Raw genomic sequence first — 20,528 nt, forward strand, 5'->3', positions numbered from 1 at the left:
ACGCGATCTCCAACCTTCGACAGTCTGTTGACTGGAGTTGATGTATGTGTCTAGCATTTTTCTCATGTCCGGTCAGGACCTACCGCCGAGTCTCGCCCTGCAATGCGACGGAGCCACCGCCGTCCTCACGCTTTCCCGCCCGCACAAGCGCAACGCCATCGACGACGGCACGCTGCTGGGGCTCGAGCGGTTCTTCGCCGCCCCGCCCGCCGGTGTGCGAGCCGTCGTGCTGACCGGCAGCGGCGAGCATTTCAGCGCCGGCCTCGACCTGGCCGAGCTCTCCGGGACCGACATCGTGGCCGGCATCGCGCACTCGCGGATGTGGCACCGGGTGATGGCCGCGATCGAGTCCGGGCCGGTGCCGGTGATCTCGGTGCTGCGCGGCGCGGTGATCGGCGGCGGGCTCGAGCTGGCCTGCGCCACACACATCCGGGTCGCCGAGTCGTCCGCCTTCTATGCGCTGCCCGAGGGCCAGCGGGGCATCTTCGTCGGCGGCGGGGGTTCGGTCCGCCTGCCGCGGCTCATCGGCACCGCGCGCATGGTGGACCTCATGCTGACCGGCCGCGTGTACGACGCGGAGGAGGGTCACCTCGCCGGGCTCACGCAGTACCTCGTACCAGGCGACAAGGGGCTCGCCACCGCCCTCGACCTGGCCGGGCGGATCGCCGGGGCGGCGCCGCTCACGACGTTCGCGGTGCTGCAGGCACTACCGCGCATCGCCGAGGCCGGACCGGCCGCCGGACTGCTGCTGGAGGCGTTGATGAGCGCGATCGCGCAGGGAAGCGACGAGGCCAAGACCCGGATGCAGGCGTTCCTCGGCGGCCGCGGTCCCAAGGCCGGCGGCGCGGCATGAGCGCGGTCACCGAGGGTGGGCTCCTCCGCCCGGCCCCACCCGACGCCCGGCGGACGAGCGAGCTGGGACGGTACCTGGACTGGCTGCACGAGCGGCGCGGCCTCGACTTCGCCGACGCCGGCGAGCTGTGGCGCTGGTCGGTGACGGACCTGTCCGGATTCTGGGGCTCCGTCTGGGACTTCTTCGACGTGCGTACCCATTCGCCGTACCGTGCGGTGCTGGAGGACGACCGGATGCCCGGCGCCCGCTGGTTTCCCGGCGCCACCCTGAACTACGCCGAGCACGCGGTGGGCCGGGCGCGCGACGCCCGCCAGGTGGCGATCCTGGCGTACTCGCAGACCCGCGACCCGATCGAGCTGACCTTCGGCGACCTGGCCGAGCAGGTCGGCCGGGCCCGGGCCGGGCTGCGCCGGCTCGGCGTCGGCCGCGGCGACCGGGTCGTGGCCTACCTGCCGAACATTCCCGAGACGGTCGTGGCGATGCTGGCCACGGCGAGCCTCGGCGCGGTATGGGCCGGCTGTGCCCCGGAGTTCGGCGTCCGCAGCGTGGTGGACCGCTTCGCGCAACTCCAGCCGACCGTGCTGCTCGCGGTCGCCGCCTACCGGTACGGCGACCGCGAGGTGGACCGGCGCGACGACGTCGCCGCGATCCGGGCCGCGCTGCCGACCCTGCGCCACGTGGTCGACGTCCCGTACGGCAACGGGTCGCTGCCCGGCACCGTCGGCTGGGCCGAGCTCCTCGGCACCGCCGAACCGCTCGTCTTCGAGCCGGTGCCGTTCGACCACCCGCTGTACGTGCTGTTCTCCTCCGGCACCACCGGCCGGCCCAAGGCCATCGTGCACGGCCACGGCGGCATCCTCGTCGAGCACCTCAAGAATCTCAGCCTGAGCTGGGACCTGCGCCCCGGCGACCGTCTGCTGTGGTTCACCACCACCGCCTGGATGCTCTGGAACGTCCTGGTCTCCGGCCTGCTCGTGGGCGCCGGCACCGTGCTCATCGACGGCAACCCGCTCTACCCGGATCTCGAGGAGCAGTGGCGGCTCGCCGCGCAGACCCGGGCGACGCTGGTCGGGGCGAGCCCGGGCTACCTCATGGCCTGCCGCAAGCACGGCATCGAACCGGCGCGGCGGTTCGACCTCTCCGCGCTGCGCCAGCTCGGGGTCGCCGGCTCGCCGCTGCCGCTGGAGGGCTTCGTCTGGGTGACCGAGCGGCTCGGCCCCGATGTACTGCTCAACGTCGGCAGCGGCGGCACCGATCTCTGCACCGGGATCGTCGCGGGGAGCCCGATGCAGCCCGTGTGGGCCGGCGAGATGACCGGCAATCTGCTCGGCGTCGACGCCCGGGCCTTCGACGCGGCCGGTAACACGATCGTCGGTGAGCTCGGCGAGCTCGTCATCACCCGGCCCATGCCGTCGATGCCGGTGGGTTTCTGGAACGACCCCGGCGACGCGCTGTACCGGGCCGCGTACTTCGAGCGGTACCCGGGCGTGTGGTGCCACGGCGACTGGATCCGTTACACGGAGCGGGGAAGCTGTGTGATCACCGGCCGCTCCGACGCGACCCTCAACCGCGGAGGCGTACGCCTGGGGACCGCCGAGTTCTACCGCGTGGTCGAGGAGTTCGCCGAGGTGGTGGACAGCCTCGTCGTACACCTGGAGGATCCCGACGGCGGCCCGGGCGAGCTGCTGCTGTTCATCGTGGCGGACGACGGTGCGACCGTCGACGACGCCCTGCGCGACCGGCTGGTCCGGGCGCTGCGCACGAACCTGTCGCCGCGGCACGTGCCCGACGTCATCCACGCCGTGACGTCGATACCGCGCAGCCGGACCGGCAAGAAGCTCGAGGTACCCGTCAAACGGATCCTGCTCGGCATGGCGCCCGACGCCGCGGCGAGCCGGGGCGCGCTGCTCGACCCCGCCTCGCTCGACCAGTTCACGGGCTGGTCGCCGCGCGGGAGCGCCGCGCCGTGACGAACCCCGCAGCGCTACGCCGGGCGGCGGTGATCGGCACCGGCGTCATCGGCACCGGCTGGGTCACCACCCTGCTGGCGAGGCGGGTTGTGGTCGCCGCGTACGACCCGGCCCCGGGCAGCGCCGAACGGCTCCGTGCCGCGGTCCGGGCGAACTGGCCCACCATGCGGCTGCTCGGGGCCGGGGACGAACCCGACCTGGAGCTGCTGCGGGTGACGGACGACCCGGTGACGGCGGTCCACGACGCCGACCTGGTACAGGAGAACGGTCCGGAGGACGAGGCGGTCAAGCGCGATCTGGTCGCGGTCCTCGACGCCGCGGCGCCGGCCGCCGCGATCATCGCCAGCAGCTCGTCCGGGCTGCCGCCGTCGGCGGTGCAGGCCGGATGCACGCACCACCCGGAGCGGGTCCTGGTCGGCCACCCGTTCCACCCGGTTCACGTCATCCCGCTGGTCGAGGTGGTCGGTGGGCGCCGGACCGCACCTGAGGCCGTCGCGCGCGCACTGGAGGTCTACGCGTGGCTCGGGAAGCGCCCGATCCACGTGCGGCACGAAGTTGCCGGACACGTCGCGAACCGTCTGCAGGCGGCGCTGTGGCGCGAGGCGTACTCCCTCGTCGAACGGGGCACCGCCACCGTCGCCGACGTCGACGCCGCGATCGCGAACGGTCCGGGGCTGCGCTGGTCGGTGCTCGGGCCGTTCGTCAACCAGCACCTGTCCGGCGGCGCCGGCGGCCTGGCCCGCACCCTCGAGCACCTCGGGCCGCCGATGGTGCGGTGGTGGGACGACCTCGGCACGCCGGCGTTGACCACCGAACTCGCCGCCGCCCTGGTCGACGGTGTCCGGGCCGAGCTCGGTGACCGCACCGACGCGGATCTCGCGGCGGCCCGGGACCGGCTGATCGTCCGGCTCCTCACCGCGAAGTCCGACGAAGAAACGCTTCCCTGACCCGGCTCGATCCGCGCTGTGAGGAGCCACGCATGAACGGGTACCGCGGCCCCGATCCCGCCACTGTGGACGCCATCGACTTCCACGTCCACGCCGAGCGGGCCGACGACGGGCACCAGAGCCTGCCACCGGCCCACATGGCGGCGTCGGCGAAGTACTTCAAGGCGGAAGGCGGCCGGGCACCGGCGATCGACGAGATCGCCGCGCTGTACCGGTCGCGGCGTCTGGCCGCGGTGCTGTTCACCGTCGATTCGGAGTCGGTGACCGGGCACCCGCCCATTCCCAACGAGCACGTGGCCACGGCCGCCGCGCGGCATCCGGACGTGTTCATACCCTTCGCCAGCATCGACCCGCACCGCGGTGCGGACGCGCCGGAGCGGGCCCGCCGGCTGGTGGCCGAGCACGGGGTCCGCGGGTTCAAGTTCCATCCGAGCCTGCAGGGGTTCACCCCCGACGACCGGATGGCGTACCCGCTGTACGAGACGATCGCGGAGCTCGGCGTACCAGCCCTGTTCCACAGTGGACAGACCGGGATCGGCGCCGGGATGCCCGGCGGGGCCGGAATTCGCCTCGGATACTCCAACCCGATGCTGCTCGACGCCGTCGCCGCCGACTTCCCGGAGCTGACCATCGTGCTCGCGCATCCGTCCTTCCCCTGGCAGGACGAGGCCCTCGCGGTGGCGACGCACAAGGCCAATGTGTACATCGACCTGTCCGGCTGGGCCCCCAAGTACTTCCCGCCGCAGCTCGTCACGTACGCCAACGGCCCCCTGCGGCACAAGATGCTCTTCGGCACCGACTACCCGCTGATCAGCCCGGACCGCTGGCTGACCGAGTTCGCCGCGCTGCCCATCAAGGACGACGTCCGTCCCCTGATCCTGAAACACAACGCGCTACGCGTCCTGGGCACCTGAGAGGGGCGGCGACGTGCATCTCGAACCGCTGGCCACCGTCCGCGTCGAGCTCGCACCCGGGCTCGACGTCGGCCCGACGCCCGGGGGCCGGCGGCGGGTGTTCCCGATCGCCGGCGGCTCGTTCACCGGCCGGGCGTTCTCCGGCACCGTCCTGCCCGGCGGCGCCGACTGGCAGCTCGTCCAGCCCGACGGCACCGCCGTCATCGACACGCGGTACATGCTGCGCACCGGCGACGGCGCCCTCGTCTACATCCAGACCCGCGGCTTCCGGCACGGCCCGCCCGAGATCCTCGAGCGCCTCGCGACCGGCGAGCCCGTCGACCCGGCCGCCTACTACTTCCGGCTCTCCCTGCGCTTCGAGACGGCCGCCCCGGTGTACGCGTGGCTCGCCCGCACGATCGCCGTCGCCACCGCCCGGCGCGAACCCTCCGCCGTCGTCTACGACGCCTACACGCTGACCTGAAAGGCTGCCATGCTGGACATCCGCGACCTGAGCATCGCGTACCAGGGCACCATCGCCGCCCTGCGGGGCGTCAGCCTGACCGTGCCGGAGCGCGGCATCGTCGCGCTCGTCGGCAGCAACGGCGCCGGCAAGACCACGCTGCTGCGCGCGGTGAGCCAGAACCTGCGACGGCATCAGGGCCGGATCACCGGCGGGCACATCCGCCTCGATGGCAAGCCGTTGCCCGGCCGCGGCCCCGAAGGCCCGTTCCGGCTCGGCATCGTCCAGGTCCCGGAGGGCCGGCGGATTTTCGGCACGCTGACGGTCGAGGAGAACCTGCGCCTGGCCGCCGCCGCCGCGGGCGGCCGCCGGGACCGGGGCGTCCTCCAGCACGTGTACGACACCTTTCCCGAGCTCGCGGAACGCCGCCGGCAGCGCGGCCTGCTGCTGTCCGGCGGCGAGCAGCAGATGCTCGCGATCGGACGGGCCGTGGCAGCGGTACCGCGGCTGCTCCTGCTCGACGAGCCGACGCTCGGGCTGTCCCCGCAGGCCGCCGCGCGCGTCATGGCCGCCGTACGACAGCTCAACGCCGGCGGGGTCGCGGTGCTGCTCGTCGAACAGAACGCGGCCATCGCCCTGACGATCGCGCAGCACGCATACGTGCTGGAGCTCGGGCAGGTGTCGCTCGACGGCCCGGGCGAGCGACTCCGCGAGAACCCCGAGGTACGCCGGCTCTACCTCGGCGGCTCCACGGCGACCACCGCGGCCGATCCGGGTCCCGCACCGGCCTCGCCGCCGGCGACACCGCCGCCGGCGTCCGCGCCGCAGCTGGTGGTCCGGAACGTGACGGTCCGGTTCGGCGCGGTCGCCGCGCTGGCCGATGTCGGGATGAGCGTCGCGGCGGGGACCATCCACGCCGTCATCGGACCCAACGGCGCCGGCAAGTCGACGATGCTCAACGTGTTGTCCGGGCTGTACCGGCCGGCGGCGGGCGACATCCGGTTCGATGGGCACGACCTGACCGGCATGCCGCCGCACGCCATCGCCCGCCTCGGCATCGCCCGGTCGTTCCAGAACGTGGCGTTGTCCAGCCGGCAGACGGTCCTGCAGAGCCTGCTGCTCGGCTGCCATCAACGCATGACCGCCGGTCCGGTGCGCACCGGGTTGCGGCTGCCCGGCGCGCGCCGGGAGGAGCGGCGCGAGCGGGCGCGGGCCGAGGCCGTGGCCGAGCGCTTCGGCCTTGCCGGCCTGCTCGCGCGACCGGTGGCGCACCTGTCCTACGGCGACCGGAAGCGGGTCGACCTGGCCCGGGCGATGTGCGCCGAGCCGCGGCTGATGCTGATCGACGAGCCGGTCGCCGGGCTCAACGCGACCGAGACCGGGACCGTCGCCGAGCTGATCCGCCGGGTGCGGGACGAGGCCGGCGTCACGGTCGTCCTCGTCGAGCACGACATGCCGATGGTCATGCGCCTGGCCGACCGGATCACCGTCCTGGACTTCGGCCGATGCATCGCCGACGGTACCCCGGCGGAGATCCAGGACGACCCCGACGTGCTGCGCGCGTACCTGGGGGTCCCGGCATGACCCAGCTGCTGTCGATGCTCGTCACCGGGCTGTCCACCGGCGCGATCTACGCGCTCGTCGCGCTGGGCCTGGTGCTGTTGTACAAGGCCGCCGGGGTGGTGAACTTCGCGCACGGTTCGCTGCTGCTCCTCGGCGCCTACGTGACCGCGCGAACCTGGGAGCCGCTCGGGTTCCCGATCGCCGCCGGCCTCGGCGTGCTCGCCGCGGCCGGCGGGGCCCTGCTGGTACAGCGGCTGCTCGCCCATCCGATGCGCGACGCCGCACCGGTCGAGCTCGCCATCATGACCATCGGGGTGGACATCCTCCTCGCCACCGAACTGAACCGGCGGATGGGGCCGGACATCATCGTGCTCGGCCATCCGTGGGGCGGCTCGGCCGTTCGGATCGGTGATGTCGCGGTACCGGCCAACCGCATCATCGCCCTCGGCGTCGCCGCCGTCATCATCACGCTGTTCCTGCTCGCGTTCCGCCTGACCGACTGGGGCGCCGCGATGCGGGCGGCGGCCGAGGACCAGGAAGCCGCGGCACTGGTCGGCGTCCGGCTGCGGCGCGTCGTCACGGTGAGCTGGCTGCTCGCCGGGGCCCTGGCCGCCGTCGCCGGGATCTTCCTGGCCGGGTCCCCGACCCCCGGGCTGACGCCGGCTGTCGGCGTCATCGCGTTGCGGGCGCTGCCCGCCGCCATCCTCGGCGGGCTCGACTCGACCACCGGCGCGCTCGTCGGCGGCCTCGTCGTCGGCGTCACCGAGTCGCTCGCGGCCGGCTACCAGGACGAGCTGGCCGTGCTCGGACGGGGCTTCGACCAGGTCGTGCCGTACCTGGTGATGATCGTGGTCCTGCTGCTCCGGCCGGCGGGGCTCTTCGGCACCCGGGCGGCGTCCCGTGTCTAGGCCGGGCGCGCACGCCGGCCGCGCCGTCGCCGCGTGGTCGGTCATCGGGCTCGTGGTCCTCGTCGCGCCGTACTACCTGGACGAGTTCTGGCTCCAGCTGGGTGTCACGGTGGCGGCGGCCGGCGTCGGCGCCATCGGGCTGACGCTGCTCACCGGCACGGCCGGTCAGCTGTCGCTCGCGCACGGATTCTTCCTCGGCGTCGGCGCGGTCACGTACTGCGTCCTCGCTGCGCCCGCCGGCGGCGACCTGGCCGGCCTCGGCCTGCCCACACCGGTCGCCGCACTGGCCGGGGTGGTGCTGGCCGGCCTGGCCGGGCTCGCGTTCTCCCCGATCGCCGCCCGGCTGCGCCACATCTATCTCGGTATCGCCAGCATCGCGCTGGTGTTCCTCGGTGAGCACGTCCTCAACGTCGCGGAGCCGCTCACGGGCGGGTTCAACGGACGGCTCACCCCCGATCTCGTCGGCGACACCGTCACCGTCGTCGCCGACGTGCCGTTCGGCGAGTACGAGAAGCTCTGGTACGTCGGCGGCGCCACTCTCGTACTGGCCGCGGTGTACGCACGCAACCTCGTCGCCGGTCGCGTCGGGCGGGCGCTCGTGCTCGTGCGCGACAGCGAGCCGGCGGCCGCGGCGGTCGGCATCCATGTCCAGTCGTACAAGGCCCTCGCGTTCGTGATCTCGTCCATGTACGCCGGCCTCGCCGGTGTCCTCAACGCCGTCGCGATCGGCAGCATCGCGCCCCAGTCCTTCGCCCTGGACGTCTCGGTGCTGTACCTCGTGATGGTCGTGATCGGCGGGCTCGGCTCCATCGGTGGCGCGGTCTTCGGTGCCGCCGTGGTCACCGCACTGCCCGTCCTGCTGCAGGAGTACGCGTCCGACCTGCCCTTCCTTGCCCAGCCGGGCAGCGGTGGCATCACCGCCGGCCACGCCGCCCGGTACACGTTCGGCATCGCCGTCATCGCGGTGGTGCTCGTCCGCGCGACCGGAACCAAGCGCCTCCACTTCCGTCAGACACCCCCCAGGAGTCCTCATGAACAGCACCAGCCGCCTGCTGGCGGTCGCCGTAGCGGCGACGCTCAGCCTGGCCCTGAGCGCGTGCAGCGGGAAGGCCAACCAGGCGAGCTCCGGCTCGACCGGTGACCTCAAGACCGACCTCGGCGTCACCGGCAACCGGATCAGCCTCGGTGTGCTCACCGACCTGACCGGGCAGTTCGCACCGCTGGCCACGGAACTGACAAATGCCGAGAAGTTGTACTGGGAGGAGCGCAACGCCGCGGGCGGAGTCTGCGACGGCCGCTACCAGGTCGACCTCGACGTCCGCGACCACGGATACAACGTGCAGAACTCGGTCTCGCTCTACGCGAGCATGAAGACCAAGAACCTGGCCTTCGAACAGATCCTCGGCTCGCCCATGAACGCGGCGCTCTCGGCCGACATCCAGAAGGACGGCATCGTCACCCTGCCGGCCAGCTGGGCGCCGGTCCTGCTGAAGAACCCGCTCATGACGGTCGTCGGCGCGACCACCGACCTCGAGGTGGTGAACCTGCTCGACTACCTGCTCGACCAGAAGCAGCTCACCACCGGCGACGCGATCGGCCACATCTACTTCGAGGGCGAGCTCGGCGAGAGCGGCCTCATCGGCTCCAAGAAGGTCGCCGCCGCGCACAACCTCAAGCTGGTCGAGGCGAAGATCAAGCCCACCGACACCGACATGACCGCCCACGTCACCACGATGAAAGCGCAGGGCGTCAAGGCCATCGTCATGTCCACCAGCAGCGGGCCGCTCGCCTCCGCGGCCGCCGTGGCCTCGGCCCAGGGCATGCAGGTCCCGTTGCTGGGCAATACGCAGACGTTCGCCCCCGGCACGTTGAAGACGCCCGGCGGCGCCTACCTGAAGGCCCACTTCCTCGGCGCCCAGCCGGTCTCGCCGTTCGACCAGGCGGCCTCGAAGGCGATCCTGGACAAGTACCTCAAGAAGTTCGCCGGCACCAACCCGACGCTGCAGATCTCGTACGGATGGGCGCGCGCCGACGTCATGCGGCAGCTGCTGGAGCGCGCGTGCGCGGCGCACGACCTGACCCGGCAGGGGCTGGTGAAGGCCCGGCAGTCGCTGGCCAAGGTCGACACCGGCGGGCTGGCCCCGGTGCTGGACTACACCACCGCGGGCGCGCCGCCGACCTACGAGTCGTACCTCATGAAAGCCGGCGACGCCCCGGGCGGCCTGACCCTGGAGAAGGGCCCGTACCGAGGGGCCGACGCCACGTAACGGCCGAGCCGAAGTCAATCAATTCCACACGGCCCGGCCTGTTCAGGCCGGGCCGGGCGACCCGGAGAGTGCGGGCCAGCTCCCGCCGTTGCTCGTCACAGCCGGTGACACAACGAACGACGTCACGGTCGAGTACACCGCCGGCGACCACCACCGCAGCGACGGGCCGCTTTTCGCCGGCACCGGCAGGGCGGCCGAGGCGATCCGTGATGCGAGCATGCACCGCCGGGCCGAGCGGGAGGCGGCGGCTCAGTGGAGGTCGGTCGGGGTCGTTCCGTGCGCGATCACCAGCCGGCGGCTGCTGATCCGGGACGGCGAGCGGCAGTGGCAGGCGTACCCGCTGGACACCCTGGTCTCGCTGACCCCGGACGTACAGACGTCGGCACTGGAGCTCGCCTTCGAGAACAGCGCATCCGTGCGGCTGCGCGGCCCGTGGGTGCCGTGGCTCACGGTGGTGATCAGCACGCTGCAGTTCGCACGGCCGTGGCCGCCGGGCTTCCCGCTGCCGACCGGCGACGGCCCCCGTTAGCGGCCAATGCCATTCCGTCCATCCGCGCCGCCATACACGGGGTCTCAGTGAGGGTTGATACGTGGACGAGGATCCGCCCGTCGAGTCGGTTGCTGTCGGGGCCGGTGCGCAAGGCGTTCAGGTCGGCGACAACAACACTCAGTACAACGTCATCATGGCCCAGGCTCGAGCCGGTTGGCCGCATCGGGTCGGCGCGGTCCCGCCGCTGGCCGACTGTTGGCAGCAGCGCACGCCCGACCTCGATCTGCACGCCGCGGCCACCGCCGGCATCGCGCCGGAAAATCCGTCCTGCCAGGTACTGACCGGCATGGGCGGAACGGGCAAGACGCAGCTTGCCGCCGCGTTGGCGCATCGCGTCTGGCGAGACGGTGAGGTGGACCTGCTGGTGTGGGTCACGGCCGAGTCCCGGTCGAAGAATCGTCCCCGTCGGGCTGTTCACGTTGGACGATGCGCGCATGTACCTGCGCCAGAAGCTGGCCGGAACTCCGTGGCTGATGGACGGCGCCGACGACCTCGCGTCCGATCTCGGGTACCTGCCCCTCGCGCTCGCACAGGCCGCCGCATTTCTGCTGGACCGGGAGCTTACCTGCGCAGAGTACCGCGTGCGGTTCGCTGACGAGCGGCGACGCCTCGCCGACCTCGTCCCGGAGTCGAGTGCACTGCCGGATGAGTATCAGTACACGATCGCCGTGACCTGGTCCATCTCCATCGAACTGGCCGACCGTCTGCGCCCGGCGGGCTTGGCCAGGCCGTTACTCGAAGTGGCTTCCCTGCTGGAGCCGAACGGGATGCCGCTGGAGATCTTCGCCGCCCCCAGCCTGGCCGCGTATCTGGCCGACCGCCGCGGAGGTCGCCATGGTCGCCCAAGCCGCGACGACATCCTCGACGCCTTGCATGCCCTGCATCGGCTCAGTCTCGCCAACTTCGACCGCGACGCGCGCATGATCCGGGTGCACTCGCTCGTCCAGCGGGCGGTCCGCGAGGCCACGCCGACCACGCGTCAACCTTCCTCCGCCACAGCCGCGGCGGACGCTCTGCTCGCCACGTGGCCCGCCTTCGATGTGGATTGGAGCCGCGTCCAGGCATCGCAAGGCTGCGCCGTCGTGCTGCGCGCCGTGGCGCGCAGGTGGCTGGAGCCGGCTCATCCGGTCCTGTTTCGAGCCGCCCACAGCATCGGCACCACCGGCCAGGCCAGCAAGGCGGTCGAGTTTCTGACGGCACTGCTTGAACTCGACGACGAGGCGCCGATCGATGCCGGTGATGCCTTGGCGTTGTGCGTCAACCTCGGATACTGGAGTGGACGATCCGAGGAGGACGTCGACGGTGCCGCCCATTCCGTCCGCATCTGCGAAATCTTTGCCGACGAGTGCCTGCAGGCATTGGGCCAGGACGACGTGCGCACGCTTGCCGCGAAGAACAATCTGGCGCACTGGAAGGGCCGGGCCGGCGACGTCGGCGGTGCGATCGAGCTCCTGACCCGCTTGTCGCAGGAAGCGGCCGGAACAGTCGCCGCCGACCCGGGCCTGGCACTGACCGTGGACGCGAACCTCGCATTCTGGCGGGGCGTCTCGGCCGGGTTCGGCAATGTCGCGGACACGCTCGAGCTGCAATTGCGGCGATGCCTGCAACGCGTCGGATCCGACGATGCCATCGCTCAGGTCATATGTGGCAACCTCGCCTACGCGCAAGCCCTGGCCGGAAACCCGGCACGTGCGGTGGAGCTCGCTGAAGCGCTGGTCAGCGTGCGCACACGACTCTTGAGCCCGGACCATTTGGACACCTTGAAGATACGCACCTTCCAGGCCGAGTGGCGCGGGTGGTCGGGCGACGCCCACGGCGCTCGGCGCGCCTTCGAGCGACTGCTGAGCGACTACCGGCGAATCAAGGGAACCGATGACCACGACGCGTTGGAGGTCGCGGCCTACCTTGCGATCTGGGAAGCGGCGACCGGCGACCTCGAAGGTGCAATTCACCGGCTGGAGCAGGTGGTGGATCGGCAACAACCAACCGGCACCGTGGGGTACGCGCTCGCGGTAGCCACCGACAACCTGGCCTCCTTGAAGAGTAGGGCGCCGCACGCCGCTCGGGGTGATCGCGACATCCGCGACGAGTGCGCCGACGGCTGGCGGATGGCGACGGCGCAGATCGGCAGGCTCGCAGCCGGTCAGCATCTGACTCCCGCACCGCCGACCATCGCCTGCGGCCCGGACGAGGTGCAATACGGTGCGCTCTACGCATTCGCGCATGCGTTCCACTCCCGGGCGATCGAATATTCGACGTACGGGATGGCGATCGATGGCCTTCGGTGGGGCAATCTCACGATGGCGTTGGCGGACGTGCTGGCGGAGGACGTTCGACGGAAAGCACAAGCATTCGCGGAGGCGCAGTGGCGCCCGCTCGGTCCAGTGTCGATCGCCTTGACGAACCGGCGTGTACTGCTGAAGATCGGCTCGGAGTGGAGCTCCTGGTTTTTGGCCCACCTCGTGTCGATGGAGCCGATGGACGACAACTGGTCACTGACGTTGTACTTCGAGGGCACATCCGCAGTGATGCTCACCGGACCTTACGTTCCATGGCTCACCGCAGCGATCTCCACACTCGTCTTCGCAACAACCTGGCCGAACGGATACGCACCGCCGTCGCCGAACGGCGTGCCAAACCCGCTCGGCGACGACTGGCTTGACCTCAAGACCCTCCGGCACTTCACGTTCTGAGCGGCGGAGCCCTCCGGCGACGCTCAGGAGCGCGGCCGCTCAGACCGGGACGGCGTCACCGGCTGGACGGTACGACCTTCCACGCGATGGCGGCCGAGACGAGCAGCAGCACCGCGGCGATGATCGACGTGAGCTGCATGCTGTGCGCGAAGGCGTCCCGGGCGCCGGCGAGAATCTGGGCCTGCGGCCCGGCTCCGGTCAGGGCGTGCGTGCCGGCCGCCAGTGACTCGGTGACGGCCCGGCGGCCCGGCTCCGGCAGGCCGCTCAGGTCCGGCAGGCGGCCGCGGTAGAAGACGGTGTGCAGGGTGCCGAGCAGCGCGATGCCCAGCGCCACACCGAGTTCGTAGGACATTTCGGAGATCGCCGAGGCGGCCCCGGCCCGTTCGCCGGGCACGGCGCTGAGGATGGCGTCGGTGGCGGCGGTGTACGCGATACCGACGCCGAGGCCGATCACCACCAGGGCCAGCGCCAGGCCGACGTACCCCCGAGACCCTTCGGCCACGGCGAGCAGGCCGAAACCGGCCGCGGTGAACAGCAACGACGCACCCAGGGCGTTGCCGACACCGAGGCGGGTGATGACACGCACGGCCACGACGACCACCGCGATCGAGGCGACGGTGCCCGGAAGTTCCCGGAACCCGGCCTGCAGAGGCGAGTAACCGCGGACGAGCTGCAGGTACTGCGAGAAGAAGAACAGCAGGCCGCTGAAGGCGAACACGGCGACCATCGACGCGAGCACCGTGCCGGTGAACGCCCGGCTGGCGAAGAGCGTGACGTCGACCAGCGGCGTCCGCAGGGTGCGCTGCCGGCGCACGAAGACCACCGCGGCGACGATGCTGCCGGCGACGGCGAGCAGGCCGGCGGCGTCGATGCCGGTACTGGCCGCCTGTTTGACCGCCCACACCAGCGGCACGATCGCGGCGACCGACAGCGCCGCGCTGGCCAGGTCGAACCGTCCCGGATTCGGGTTGCGGGACTCGGGCACCACCAGCGCGACGCTGACGAGGACCAGCAGCATGATCGGCAGGTTGATGACGAAGACCGACCCCCACCAGAAGTGCTCGAGCAGGACGCCGCCCACCAGCGGGCCCAGCGCCGCGCCGCCGGAGGCGCCGGCCGACCACACCGCGACCGCACGGGTGCGCTGCTTCGGATCGGTGAAGATGTTGCGCACGATCGACAGCGTCGACGGCATGACGGTGGCTCCGGCCACCCCGAGCAGCGCCCGGGTGGCGATCAGCCAGCCCGCGGTCGGCGCCAGAGCCGCCAGTAGCGAGGCGGCACCGAAGACGGCGGTGCCGGCCAGCAGCAGACGCTTGCGCCCGATCCGGTCGGCCAGCGTGCCCATGCTGATGAGCAGGCCGGCCAGCGCGAAGGAGTAGGCGTCGCCGATCCACAACACCTGCGTCGAGCTGGGGGCCAGCTCGGCGGTGAGCGCGGGCAGCGCCAACGCCAGCACTGTCGCGTCCACCGCCAGCAGCGTCACCGCCAGGGCGAGTGCGGCCAGGGCCGCCCACTCCCGGGCCCCGGCCTTGGCGATCACCGGCACCTCGACCGGAGCAGGCATGCACGTCGTCATGCCTCGACGTTACCGACCATGTGGTCGGCAGTGCAAACCATATGGTCAGTTCGTACACTGTGAGCTCGGACGCGCAACAGCCGTCGGACGATGCCATCAGGGGGTACGGGTGCAGGGTCGGGAGCGGGACACTGCCAGGACGCGCAGGGTCGTCCTCGACGCCGCCACGGAAGTCGTCGGCAAGCGCGGCTCCGGGGCCAGCGTCGACGCGATCGCCCAGGCCGCCGGGGTCTCCAAGGGCGGGCTCCTGCACCACTTCAAGTCGCGCGAGCAACTGCTGCTCGCCCTGGCCGAAGACCTCGCCGAGCAGTTCCGGGCCGCGGTGCACGCCGCCGTCGACCCCCGCGACAACGCGCCCGGCCGGCTGGTGCGCGGCTACGTCAACGCCACCTTCGACGACCTGCTCGACGGCTCCGCCGCCTCCGAGCACGCCGTCCTCGTCGCCACACTCGCCACCGCACCCGGCGTCGCCCAGGTACTGCGCCGAGACACCCAGCAGTGGGTCGAGGCCTTCGAAGCCGACGGCCTGCACCCGCAGCGCGTCCTGCTGATCGTCCGGGCGGCCGACGGCGCGTCCATCGCCGGGCTGTCCGAGGGCGGCACCGATCCGGAGGAGATGGAACAGTCCCGGCAGCTGCTCCTCGCCCTCAGCCGGCAGGAAGGCCCGCTCATCGACCTCTGAAGAAGGCGCACCCCGCCCACCCTCGCCGGGGTCGGGTCGGTCGCCGAGCTGACCGCCGCCGGCTACCTGGAGCGCGGCGCGGACCCCGGCATCGGCGAGGCGCGCCCCGGCCGGGTCACAGGAGGTCGAACTGCTCCCACTGGCCGATCGCCGTGCGGTTGGCGATGAGCGGGGCGGCGCCCGCGTTCTCCGCGCACACGTACCGGCCGTCGGCGGCGGCCTGGAGGCTGACGGTGCCGTTGGCGTTCTGGATCACCTTGAACGTCTCCCACGGTCCGACCGCGGTGCGGCTGGCGATGAGCGCGGCCGCGCCCGCGTTCTCCGCGCAGACGTACCGGCCGTTGATCCGGGCCCGCAGCGCGATGTTGCCGCCGCCGAGGTCGATGCGGTCGAACTGCTCCCACGACTGGGCCGTGGCCGCGTTGGCCAGCAGGGAGGAGGCGCCGGCGTCGCGGGCCGAGACGAAGAGGTTGTTCGCCCGGGCGCGCAGCGAGACCACACCGGTCGGGGCCGCCACCACCGGCTGGGTCGGACGCACCGCGGTCAGCGGGGTCTGGCCCTTGAACATGCGGCCGCCGTCGGCGGTGATGCGCAGGTAGTAGTCCGAGGAGCAGGCCACGCCGTCGGCGTCGAGGGCCGGGTGGCCGAAGTCGGCCGGCTGCATCGAGGCGTTCTCGGCCGTCTTGGCGATCTGGTTGCCCTCGTTGAACTCGTCGAACATGGACACGTAGAGGCCCTGGGCGCCGAGCCGGGTCATGTTGTAGATGTGGTGCCAGTAGAAGTCGCCGTGGGCGCGGGCGCCGGCGGACAGGTCGCCGGGCATGACGCACGGCTGGTAGTCGATGCCGCGGGCGTTGCAGTCGGCCTGGTCGCCGACGTTGGCGTTGTTGTAGTACGAGTCCAGGCCCGCGATGTCGCCGGTCCGGCCGACCATCCAGGGCGAGATCATGTTGAACGCGTGGTAGACGTCCAGGAAGCCCGGGCGGGAGTCGTTCACGCCGGTGCGCCACCACGTCGGCACGCCGCCGATGACGTAGCAGCCCTGCGCCTTGAACCAGTTGATGACGTCGAGGCACGGCGCCGGGGTGAACGGGCGGCCGGCGTCGCTGAAGCCGAAGCCCCAGATGCACACCACCGGCTTGCCGTTCTGGCGGGCGTAGGCGGGCGAGGACGTGTAGGCCGACATCTTCGCCGACCAGTCGGTCTTGAGCTCCGACTGCATGTTCGTCCAGCCGGTGACGTCGTACATGATGTAGAACTTCCGCCCGGTCGCCTCGGCCGCCTGGCGGACCTTCGCGGTCATCGCGTCGCGGGTCGGGCCCTCGCCCCCGAACGGGTTGAACCGCTGCAGCGCGGCGGTGTCGACGCCGTACTGCTGCATCCACCTGAAATGCGTGTCGACCGTCTGCTGGTCGTAGGAGGAGAACAGCCGGGCCGGCTGGCCGTTGCCCAGGTTGGCGTAGGCCGTCGGGTACCCCTTGGTGAACTCCCGCATGTCCGGCCACGACACGATCGTGGTGTTGCTCGCCGACGGGGCCTGGCCGCCGTTGCGGCTCCAGTGCCACCACTGGTTGATCGGCGCACCGTCGCCCGGGCAGGCGAACCAGCCCTGGTAGCCGACGGCGATCTTGCCGACCACGTCACCGGGGGCGCTGGCCGCTTCGGCGGTGCCCACGGAGAGGTAGCCGGCCGCGCCCAGGCCCGTGGCGGCGAGCCCGGACGCGAGCACCTGACGTCGAGTGAGACTCATGAGGTTCCTTTCGGCGCGGTACAGGAGCGCGCCGATCGCACCTGCTGGGTCGATTGCCTCCGAATGTCACCGACGTCGATGCGTCTTGTCAACTTTTTCATCCGATGATTCGGTACCGAATCAAGAAATAAAGACCTTTTAAGGTATCCACCGGCCTAATTGATCGGATCTGAGCCTCGAGGGAAGTCGGATGCGGGTCCGGAGTGACCGGGTCAGGGCGGTGAAAGCGTCCTGAAAGCTTGATTTGGCAACGTCCCTCCCGTCAGTGATCCGATTCACCGGTACACGGGAGGAAGCACAGCGTGCGATTGGGAAGAATCGCGGCGATGGTCGCCGCGGCGGTCATGGTGAGCGTGACGGTATTCGCGCCGGCGGCGCACGCCGACACGGTGCAGCAGTGGGAGACCCGCTGGAACACCGGGTGCCTGTCGTCGGGCACGGCTCGGGTGGTGTACGTCGAACGGGACTGCAACCCGATGGACGCCCGCCAGCGCTGGCACATGCGGTACTACGCCGACGGCACCGTCCGGTTCATGAACGAGTACACCACCATGTGCCTCGACGACAGCGAGTACGGCGTGCGCGGCTGGGGCTGCAACGACCTGGCCTACCAGAAATGGAAGGTCAACGGCTGGGGCAACGGCTGGTACGAGCTGCTGAACCAGTACACCCACCATTGCCTGGACGTCAGCGAGTACGGCGTGCGGGACGTCGGGTGCAACGGGATGACGTACCAGCAGTGGAAGGTGTGGTGACGGGCTCAGACCCCCGCGATCGCCGCCTCCAGCGCCGGAACCCGCGGGTCAGATAGCTCGCGCATCGCCTCCAGGGCGGTTCGCCAGCAGCCGCGGGCCATCTTCGGATGGCCCGCGGCGAGCAGCGTGTCGCCCAGGTCGACGAGCAGGTTGGCCTCCTGGCGGAGGTGGCCGAGCCGGCTCAGCGTGGCCGCGGCCAGCCGCAGCGAGCGGACCGACTCGGCGTAGCGGCCGGCGGCGGCGTAGGCCCGGCCGAGGTTCTGCTCGTTCCAGGCGCCGATCTCGGTCTCGCCCAGCTCGTGGAACAGCTCGGCGGCCCGGCGGTGGCACTCGACGGCCCGGTCGTACTCGCCGAGGGCGACGTTGGCCATGCCGAGGTTGTCGAGGTTCAGCGCCACCCCACGGCGGTACCCGTCCCGCTCGCACATCTCCTGCGCGGCCCGGCACAGCTCGCGCCCGTACGCCGGGTCGCCGACGCTGATGCGCGTCAGGCCCAGGTTGCCCAGCGCCATCGCCTCGCCGTAACGGTTGCCCATCGAGCGGAAGCGGACCAGCGCCCGGGCGAAGCAGTCCTCGGCCCGTGCGAAGTCTCGGCGGTCCAGCAGGATGCAGCCGAGGGAGTTCCGGGTGTACCCCACCCCGGCCCGCTCCTCCGCGAGCTCGGCGGCCCGCACCGCCGCCTCGATGAACTCGACGCCGTCGCGCCATGGAATCCGCCGGTCGAGGAACGTCGTCATCGCGATCGCGATGCGCCAGGCGTACCCGGGCCGGCCGTGCGCCGCCGCCCACACCACGACGGCCCGCAGTCCGTCGTACTCCTCCTCGAACCACGCCATCGCCGCGGCCTGGTCAGCGAAGGTCCGCGGCGCCGTACGGGGCATGTAGGGGACGAGAAAGTCGCGCAGGCGGTTGGGCATCAGGGTCGTGTCCGCGCTGACCGCGGTGTGCAGGTACCACTCCAGCAGCCGGGTCGTCGCCGCTTCGTCGCCGGGCCGTTCGGCGGCGTACAGGCGGATCAGGTCGTGCAGCTCGTAGCGGTCAGGTCGCGGCTGCTGCACCATGTGCGCCGCCACGAGCTGGTCGAGGGCGCGCTTGGCCTCGGCCGGCGGCCGGTCGGCCAGGGCCGCGGCGGACTCCAGCCCGATGGTGCCGGCCGGGTGCCGGCCGAGCCGGTCGAGCATCGCCGCCGCGTCCGGGCCGAGCGCCTGGTACGACCACGACAGCGCGGCCCGCAGGTCCGTGTGCGGGTCGCCCTCGCCGGCCCCGAAGTTGTCCAGCCGGGCCTTCTCGTCCTGCAGGGCGTGTACCACCTCGGCGAGACTGCCGGCCCGGTGCGCGCGTTCGGCGACGATGGCCAGTGCCAGTGGCAGCCCGGCGCACAGCTCGATGAGCCGGGCGGCGGCGCCGGGCTCGGCGGCCAGCCGGTCGGCCGGGATCGCGGCCGAGAGCAGCCCGGCCGACTCGCCCGCCGACAGCCGGTGCAGGGTCACGCGGTGCGCCCCGTCCCGGATGGACAGCCCGCGCAGCTGGCTGCGGCTGGTGACGATCACAAGGCCGCCGGAGCCGGGCAGCAGCGCGCGCACCTGATCGGCGTCGCGGGCGTTGTCCAGCACGAGCAGGACCCGCCGGCCGGCGAGGGTCGTGCGCAGCAGGGCGGCCCGCTCCTCGACCCCGGGCGGGATGAGGTCGCCGGCCACCCACAGCCCTCGCAGCAGCGTGGCCAGCGCGGCCGCCGGGGTGACCGGCTCGCCCGGGCCGTAGCCGTTGAGGTTGAGGTAGAGCTGCGCGTCGGGGTATCGCTCGGCGACGCGGTGTGCCCAGTGCACGGCCAGGGTCGTCTTGCCGGTGCCGGGCGCGCCGTCGAGGGCGACGATGGCGGTGGGGCTCTGGTCGGTCCCGCACAGCCGGTCCAGCTCGGCCAGCTCGGCTTTCCGCCCGCTGAAGCGGGCGATGTCGTGCGGAAGCTGCCGGGGCCGCGGGCCCTCGGCCGTCGGTGTCGCGGCCGGCTCCTGCAAGATCGAGCGGTGCAGGTGCTGCAGCTCCGCGCCCGGATCGATGCCGAACCCCTCCCGCAGGGTCGTGCGAATCCGGGTGTACGCGTCCAGGGCCTCGGCCCGCCGGCCCGACCGGTGCAGGGCGACGATGAGCCGGTGCCACAGCGACTCGCGGGTCGGGTGGCCGTCGGCGAGGCCGCGCAGCTCGGCGACCAGCCGGTCGGGGGGCCCGGCGTCGAGCTCGAGGTCGATGCGGCGCTCGGTGGCGGCGAACCACTCCTCGTCGAGGCGGGGAATGATCTCGCGATCCAGCCAGACCGACTCGACGCCGGTGAACGGCCGGCCCCGCCACAGTGCCAGGGCCGCACGCAGCAGCCGGAGCTCCTCGTCATGTCCGGCGCCGTCGCGGGACCGGCGCATCAGCTCGCGGAACCGGTGCAGGTCGAAGTCGTCGAGCGGGACATCGAGCTGGTAGCCGCCGCGCGCGGCCGCGGTCTGGATCAGGTCGCGGCCGAGAAGCCGTCGCAGCCGGGTGACGTAGGTGCACGGTGCCACGCACGCTGGCGGGCTCGCCCTCGGGCCACAGCCGCTCGGCGAGCGCCTCGATCGTCACCGGCCGTCCGGCGGAGAGCAGCAGCGCGACCAGCAGGATGCGCAGCCG

Annotated in this window: 16 protein-coding genes; 13 read left to right on the forward strand and 3 right to left on the reverse strand. The window is 71.7% G+C overall.

What is annotated here, in order from left to right; all coding sequences use genetic code 11:
* Positions 1 to 64: 64 nt before the first annotated feature.
* The 11 genes from AB0B76_RS26850 to AB0B76_RS26900 all read left to right on the forward strand — a co-directional run bounded on the left by AB0B76_RS26850 (position 65) and on the right by AB0B76_RS26900 (position 13,107).
* Positions 65 to 853: a crotonase/enoyl-CoA hydratase family protein gene (locus tag AB0B76_RS26850; protein WP_360380411.1), complete on the forward strand. Its 789-nt coding sequence runs from the start codon at positions 65 to 67 to the stop codon at positions 851 to 853.
* Positions 850 to 2,823, forward strand: a complete 1,974-nt coding sequence (locus AB0B76_RS26855) for an acetoacetate--CoA ligase (protein ID WP_360380414.1) — start codon at positions 850 to 852, stop codon at positions 2,821 to 2,823. Before AB0B76_RS26850 ends, AB0B76_RS26855 begins: the two co-directional genes overlap by 4 nt.
* On the forward strand, positions 2,820 to 3,770 hold the full coding sequence (locus tag AB0B76_RS26860; RefSeq protein ID WP_360380416.1) for a 3-hydroxyacyl-CoA dehydrogenase NAD-binding domain-containing protein: 951 nt from the start codon (positions 2,820 to 2,822) through the stop codon (positions 3,768 to 3,770). Before AB0B76_RS26855 ends, AB0B76_RS26860 begins: the two co-directional genes overlap by 4 nt.
* A 32-nt stretch (positions 3,771 to 3,802) precedes the next feature.
* Positions 3,803 to 4,684, forward strand: coding sequence for an amidohydrolase family protein (locus tag AB0B76_RS26865; protein WP_360380419.1), 882 nt, complete (start codon positions 3,803 to 3,805; stop codon positions 4,682 to 4,684).
* Between the two features lie 13 nt (positions 4,685 to 4,697).
* A complete protein-coding gene (locus AB0B76_RS26870; protein WP_360380421.1) occupies positions 4,698 to 5,147 on the forward strand; it encodes a DUF3237 domain-containing protein in 450 nt (149 codons plus the stop codon).
* Positions 5,148 to 5,156: 9 nt separating this feature from the next.
* Entirely contained in the window at positions 5,157 to 6,710 is a 1,554-nt protein-coding gene (locus AB0B76_RS26875; protein ID WP_360380424.1) for an ATP-binding cassette domain-containing protein, read from the forward strand.
* Complete coding sequence (locus AB0B76_RS26880; RefSeq protein ID WP_360380427.1) at positions 6,707 to 7,597, forward strand: branched-chain amino acid ABC transporter permease; 891 nt, start codon at positions 6,707 to 6,709, stop codon at positions 7,595 to 7,597. The genes AB0B76_RS26875 and AB0B76_RS26880 overlap by 4 nt, the downstream gene beginning before the upstream one ends.
* Positions 7,590 to 8,738, forward strand: a complete 1,149-nt coding sequence (locus AB0B76_RS26885; RefSeq protein WP_360380429.1) for a branched-chain amino acid ABC transporter permease — start codon at positions 7,590 to 7,592, stop codon at positions 8,736 to 8,738. The genes AB0B76_RS26880 and AB0B76_RS26885 overlap by 8 nt, the downstream gene beginning before the upstream one ends.
* A complete protein-coding gene (locus AB0B76_RS26890; protein WP_360380432.1) occupies positions 8,629 to 9,864 on the forward strand; it encodes an ABC transporter substrate-binding protein in 1,236 nt (411 codons plus the stop codon). Before AB0B76_RS26885 ends, AB0B76_RS26890 begins: the two co-directional genes overlap by 110 nt.
* An 88-nt stretch (positions 9,865 to 9,952) precedes the next feature.
* The gene (locus AB0B76_RS26895) at positions 9,953 to 10,393 is read left to right on the forward strand and encodes a hypothetical protein (RefSeq protein ID WP_360380435.1); all 441 of its coding nucleotides are present in this window, start codon (positions 9,953 to 9,955) and stop codon (positions 10,391 to 10,393) included.
* Positions 10,394 to 10,848: 455 nt separating this feature from the next.
* Positions 10,849 to 13,107 carry a tetratricopeptide repeat protein gene (locus tag AB0B76_RS26900; RefSeq protein ID WP_360380438.1) on the forward strand — a complete coding sequence of 753 codons (2,259 nt, stop codon included), beginning with the start codon at positions 10,849 to 10,851 and terminating at the stop codon, positions 13,105 to 13,107.
* A gap of 55 nt (positions 13,108 to 13,162) precedes the next feature.
* Here AB0B76_RS26900 and AB0B76_RS26905 read toward each other — a convergent pair whose 3' ends face one another.
* Complete coding sequence (locus AB0B76_RS26905) at positions 13,163 to 14,686, reverse strand: MFS transporter (protein ID WP_360380441.1); 1,524 nt, start codon at positions 14,684 to 14,686, stop codon at positions 13,163 to 13,165.
* A gap of 109 nt (positions 14,687 to 14,795) precedes the next feature.
* Here AB0B76_RS26905 and AB0B76_RS26910 point away from each other — a divergent pair, with 109 nt between their 5' ends.
* Positions 14,796 to 15,368, forward strand: coding sequence for a TetR/AcrR family transcriptional regulator (locus tag AB0B76_RS26910; RefSeq protein ID WP_360380444.1), 573 nt, complete (start codon positions 14,796 to 14,798; stop codon positions 15,366 to 15,368).
* Positions 15,369 to 15,483: 115 nt separating this feature from the next.
* Here the strand turns inward: AB0B76_RS26910 and AB0B76_RS26915 are convergent, their stop codons facing one another.
* Positions 15,484 to 17,118, reverse strand: a complete 1,635-nt coding sequence (locus AB0B76_RS26915; RefSeq protein ID WP_360380447.1) for a lectin — start codon at positions 17,116 to 17,118, stop codon at positions 15,484 to 15,486.
* A gap of 302 nt (positions 17,119 to 17,420) precedes the next feature.
* Between AB0B76_RS26915 and AB0B76_RS26920 the strand changes: the two genes are divergently transcribed.
* Positions 17,421 to 17,873: an RICIN domain-containing protein gene (locus AB0B76_RS26920; protein ID WP_360380450.1), complete on the forward strand. Its 453-nt coding sequence runs from the start codon at positions 17,421 to 17,423 to the stop codon at positions 17,871 to 17,873.
* A gap of 5 nt (positions 17,874 to 17,878) precedes the next feature.
* Here the strand turns inward: AB0B76_RS26920 and AB0B76_RS26925 are convergent, their stop codons facing one another.
* Positions 17,879 to 20,422 carry a BTAD domain-containing putative transcriptional regulator gene (locus tag AB0B76_RS26925; protein WP_360380453.1) on the reverse strand — a complete coding sequence of 848 codons (2,544 nt, stop codon included), beginning with the start codon at positions 20,420 to 20,422 and terminating at the stop codon, positions 17,879 to 17,881.
* Between the last annotated feature and the right edge of the window lie 106 nt (positions 20,423 to 20,528).

It is taken from the genome of Dactylosporangium sp. NPDC049140, from assembly GCF_040648435.1.

Excerpts from the sequence above, each read along its gene's own strand:
- AB0B76_RS26850 (WP_360380411.1), top strand. The coding sequence starts at position 65 with ATGTCCGGTCAGGACCTACCGCCGAGTCTCGCCCTGCAATGCGACGGA.
- AB0B76_RS26915 (WP_360380447.1), bottom strand. The coding sequence starts at position 17,118 with ATGAGTCTCACTCGACGTCAGGTGCTCGCGTCCGGGCTCGCCGCCACG.
- AB0B76_RS26865 (WP_360380419.1), top strand. The coding sequence starts at position 3,803 with ATGAACGGGTACCGCGGCCCCGATCCCGCCACTGTGGACGCCATCGAC.
- AB0B76_RS26890 (WP_360380432.1), top strand. The coding sequence starts at position 8,629 with ATGAACAGCACCAGCCGCCTGCTGGCGGTCGCCGTAGCGGCGACGCTC.
- AB0B76_RS26900 (WP_360380438.1), top strand. The coding sequence starts at position 10,849 with ATGTACCTGCGCCAGAAGCTGGCCGGAACTCCGTGGCTGATGGACGGC.
- AB0B76_RS26880 (WP_360380427.1), top strand. The coding sequence starts at position 6,707 with ATGACCCAGCTGCTGTCGATGCTCGTCACCGGGCTGTCCACCGGCGCG.
- AB0B76_RS26875 (WP_360380424.1), top strand. The coding sequence starts at position 5,157 with ATGCTGGACATCCGCGACCTGAGCATCGCGTACCAGGGCACCATCGCC.
- AB0B76_RS26855 (WP_360380414.1), top strand. The coding sequence starts at position 850 with ATGAGCGCGGTCACCGAGGGTGGGCTCCTCCGCCCGGCCCCACCCGAC.
- AB0B76_RS26905 (WP_360380441.1), bottom strand. The coding sequence starts at position 14,686 with ATGACGACGTGCATGCCTGCTCCGGTCGAGGTGCCGGTGATCGCCAAG.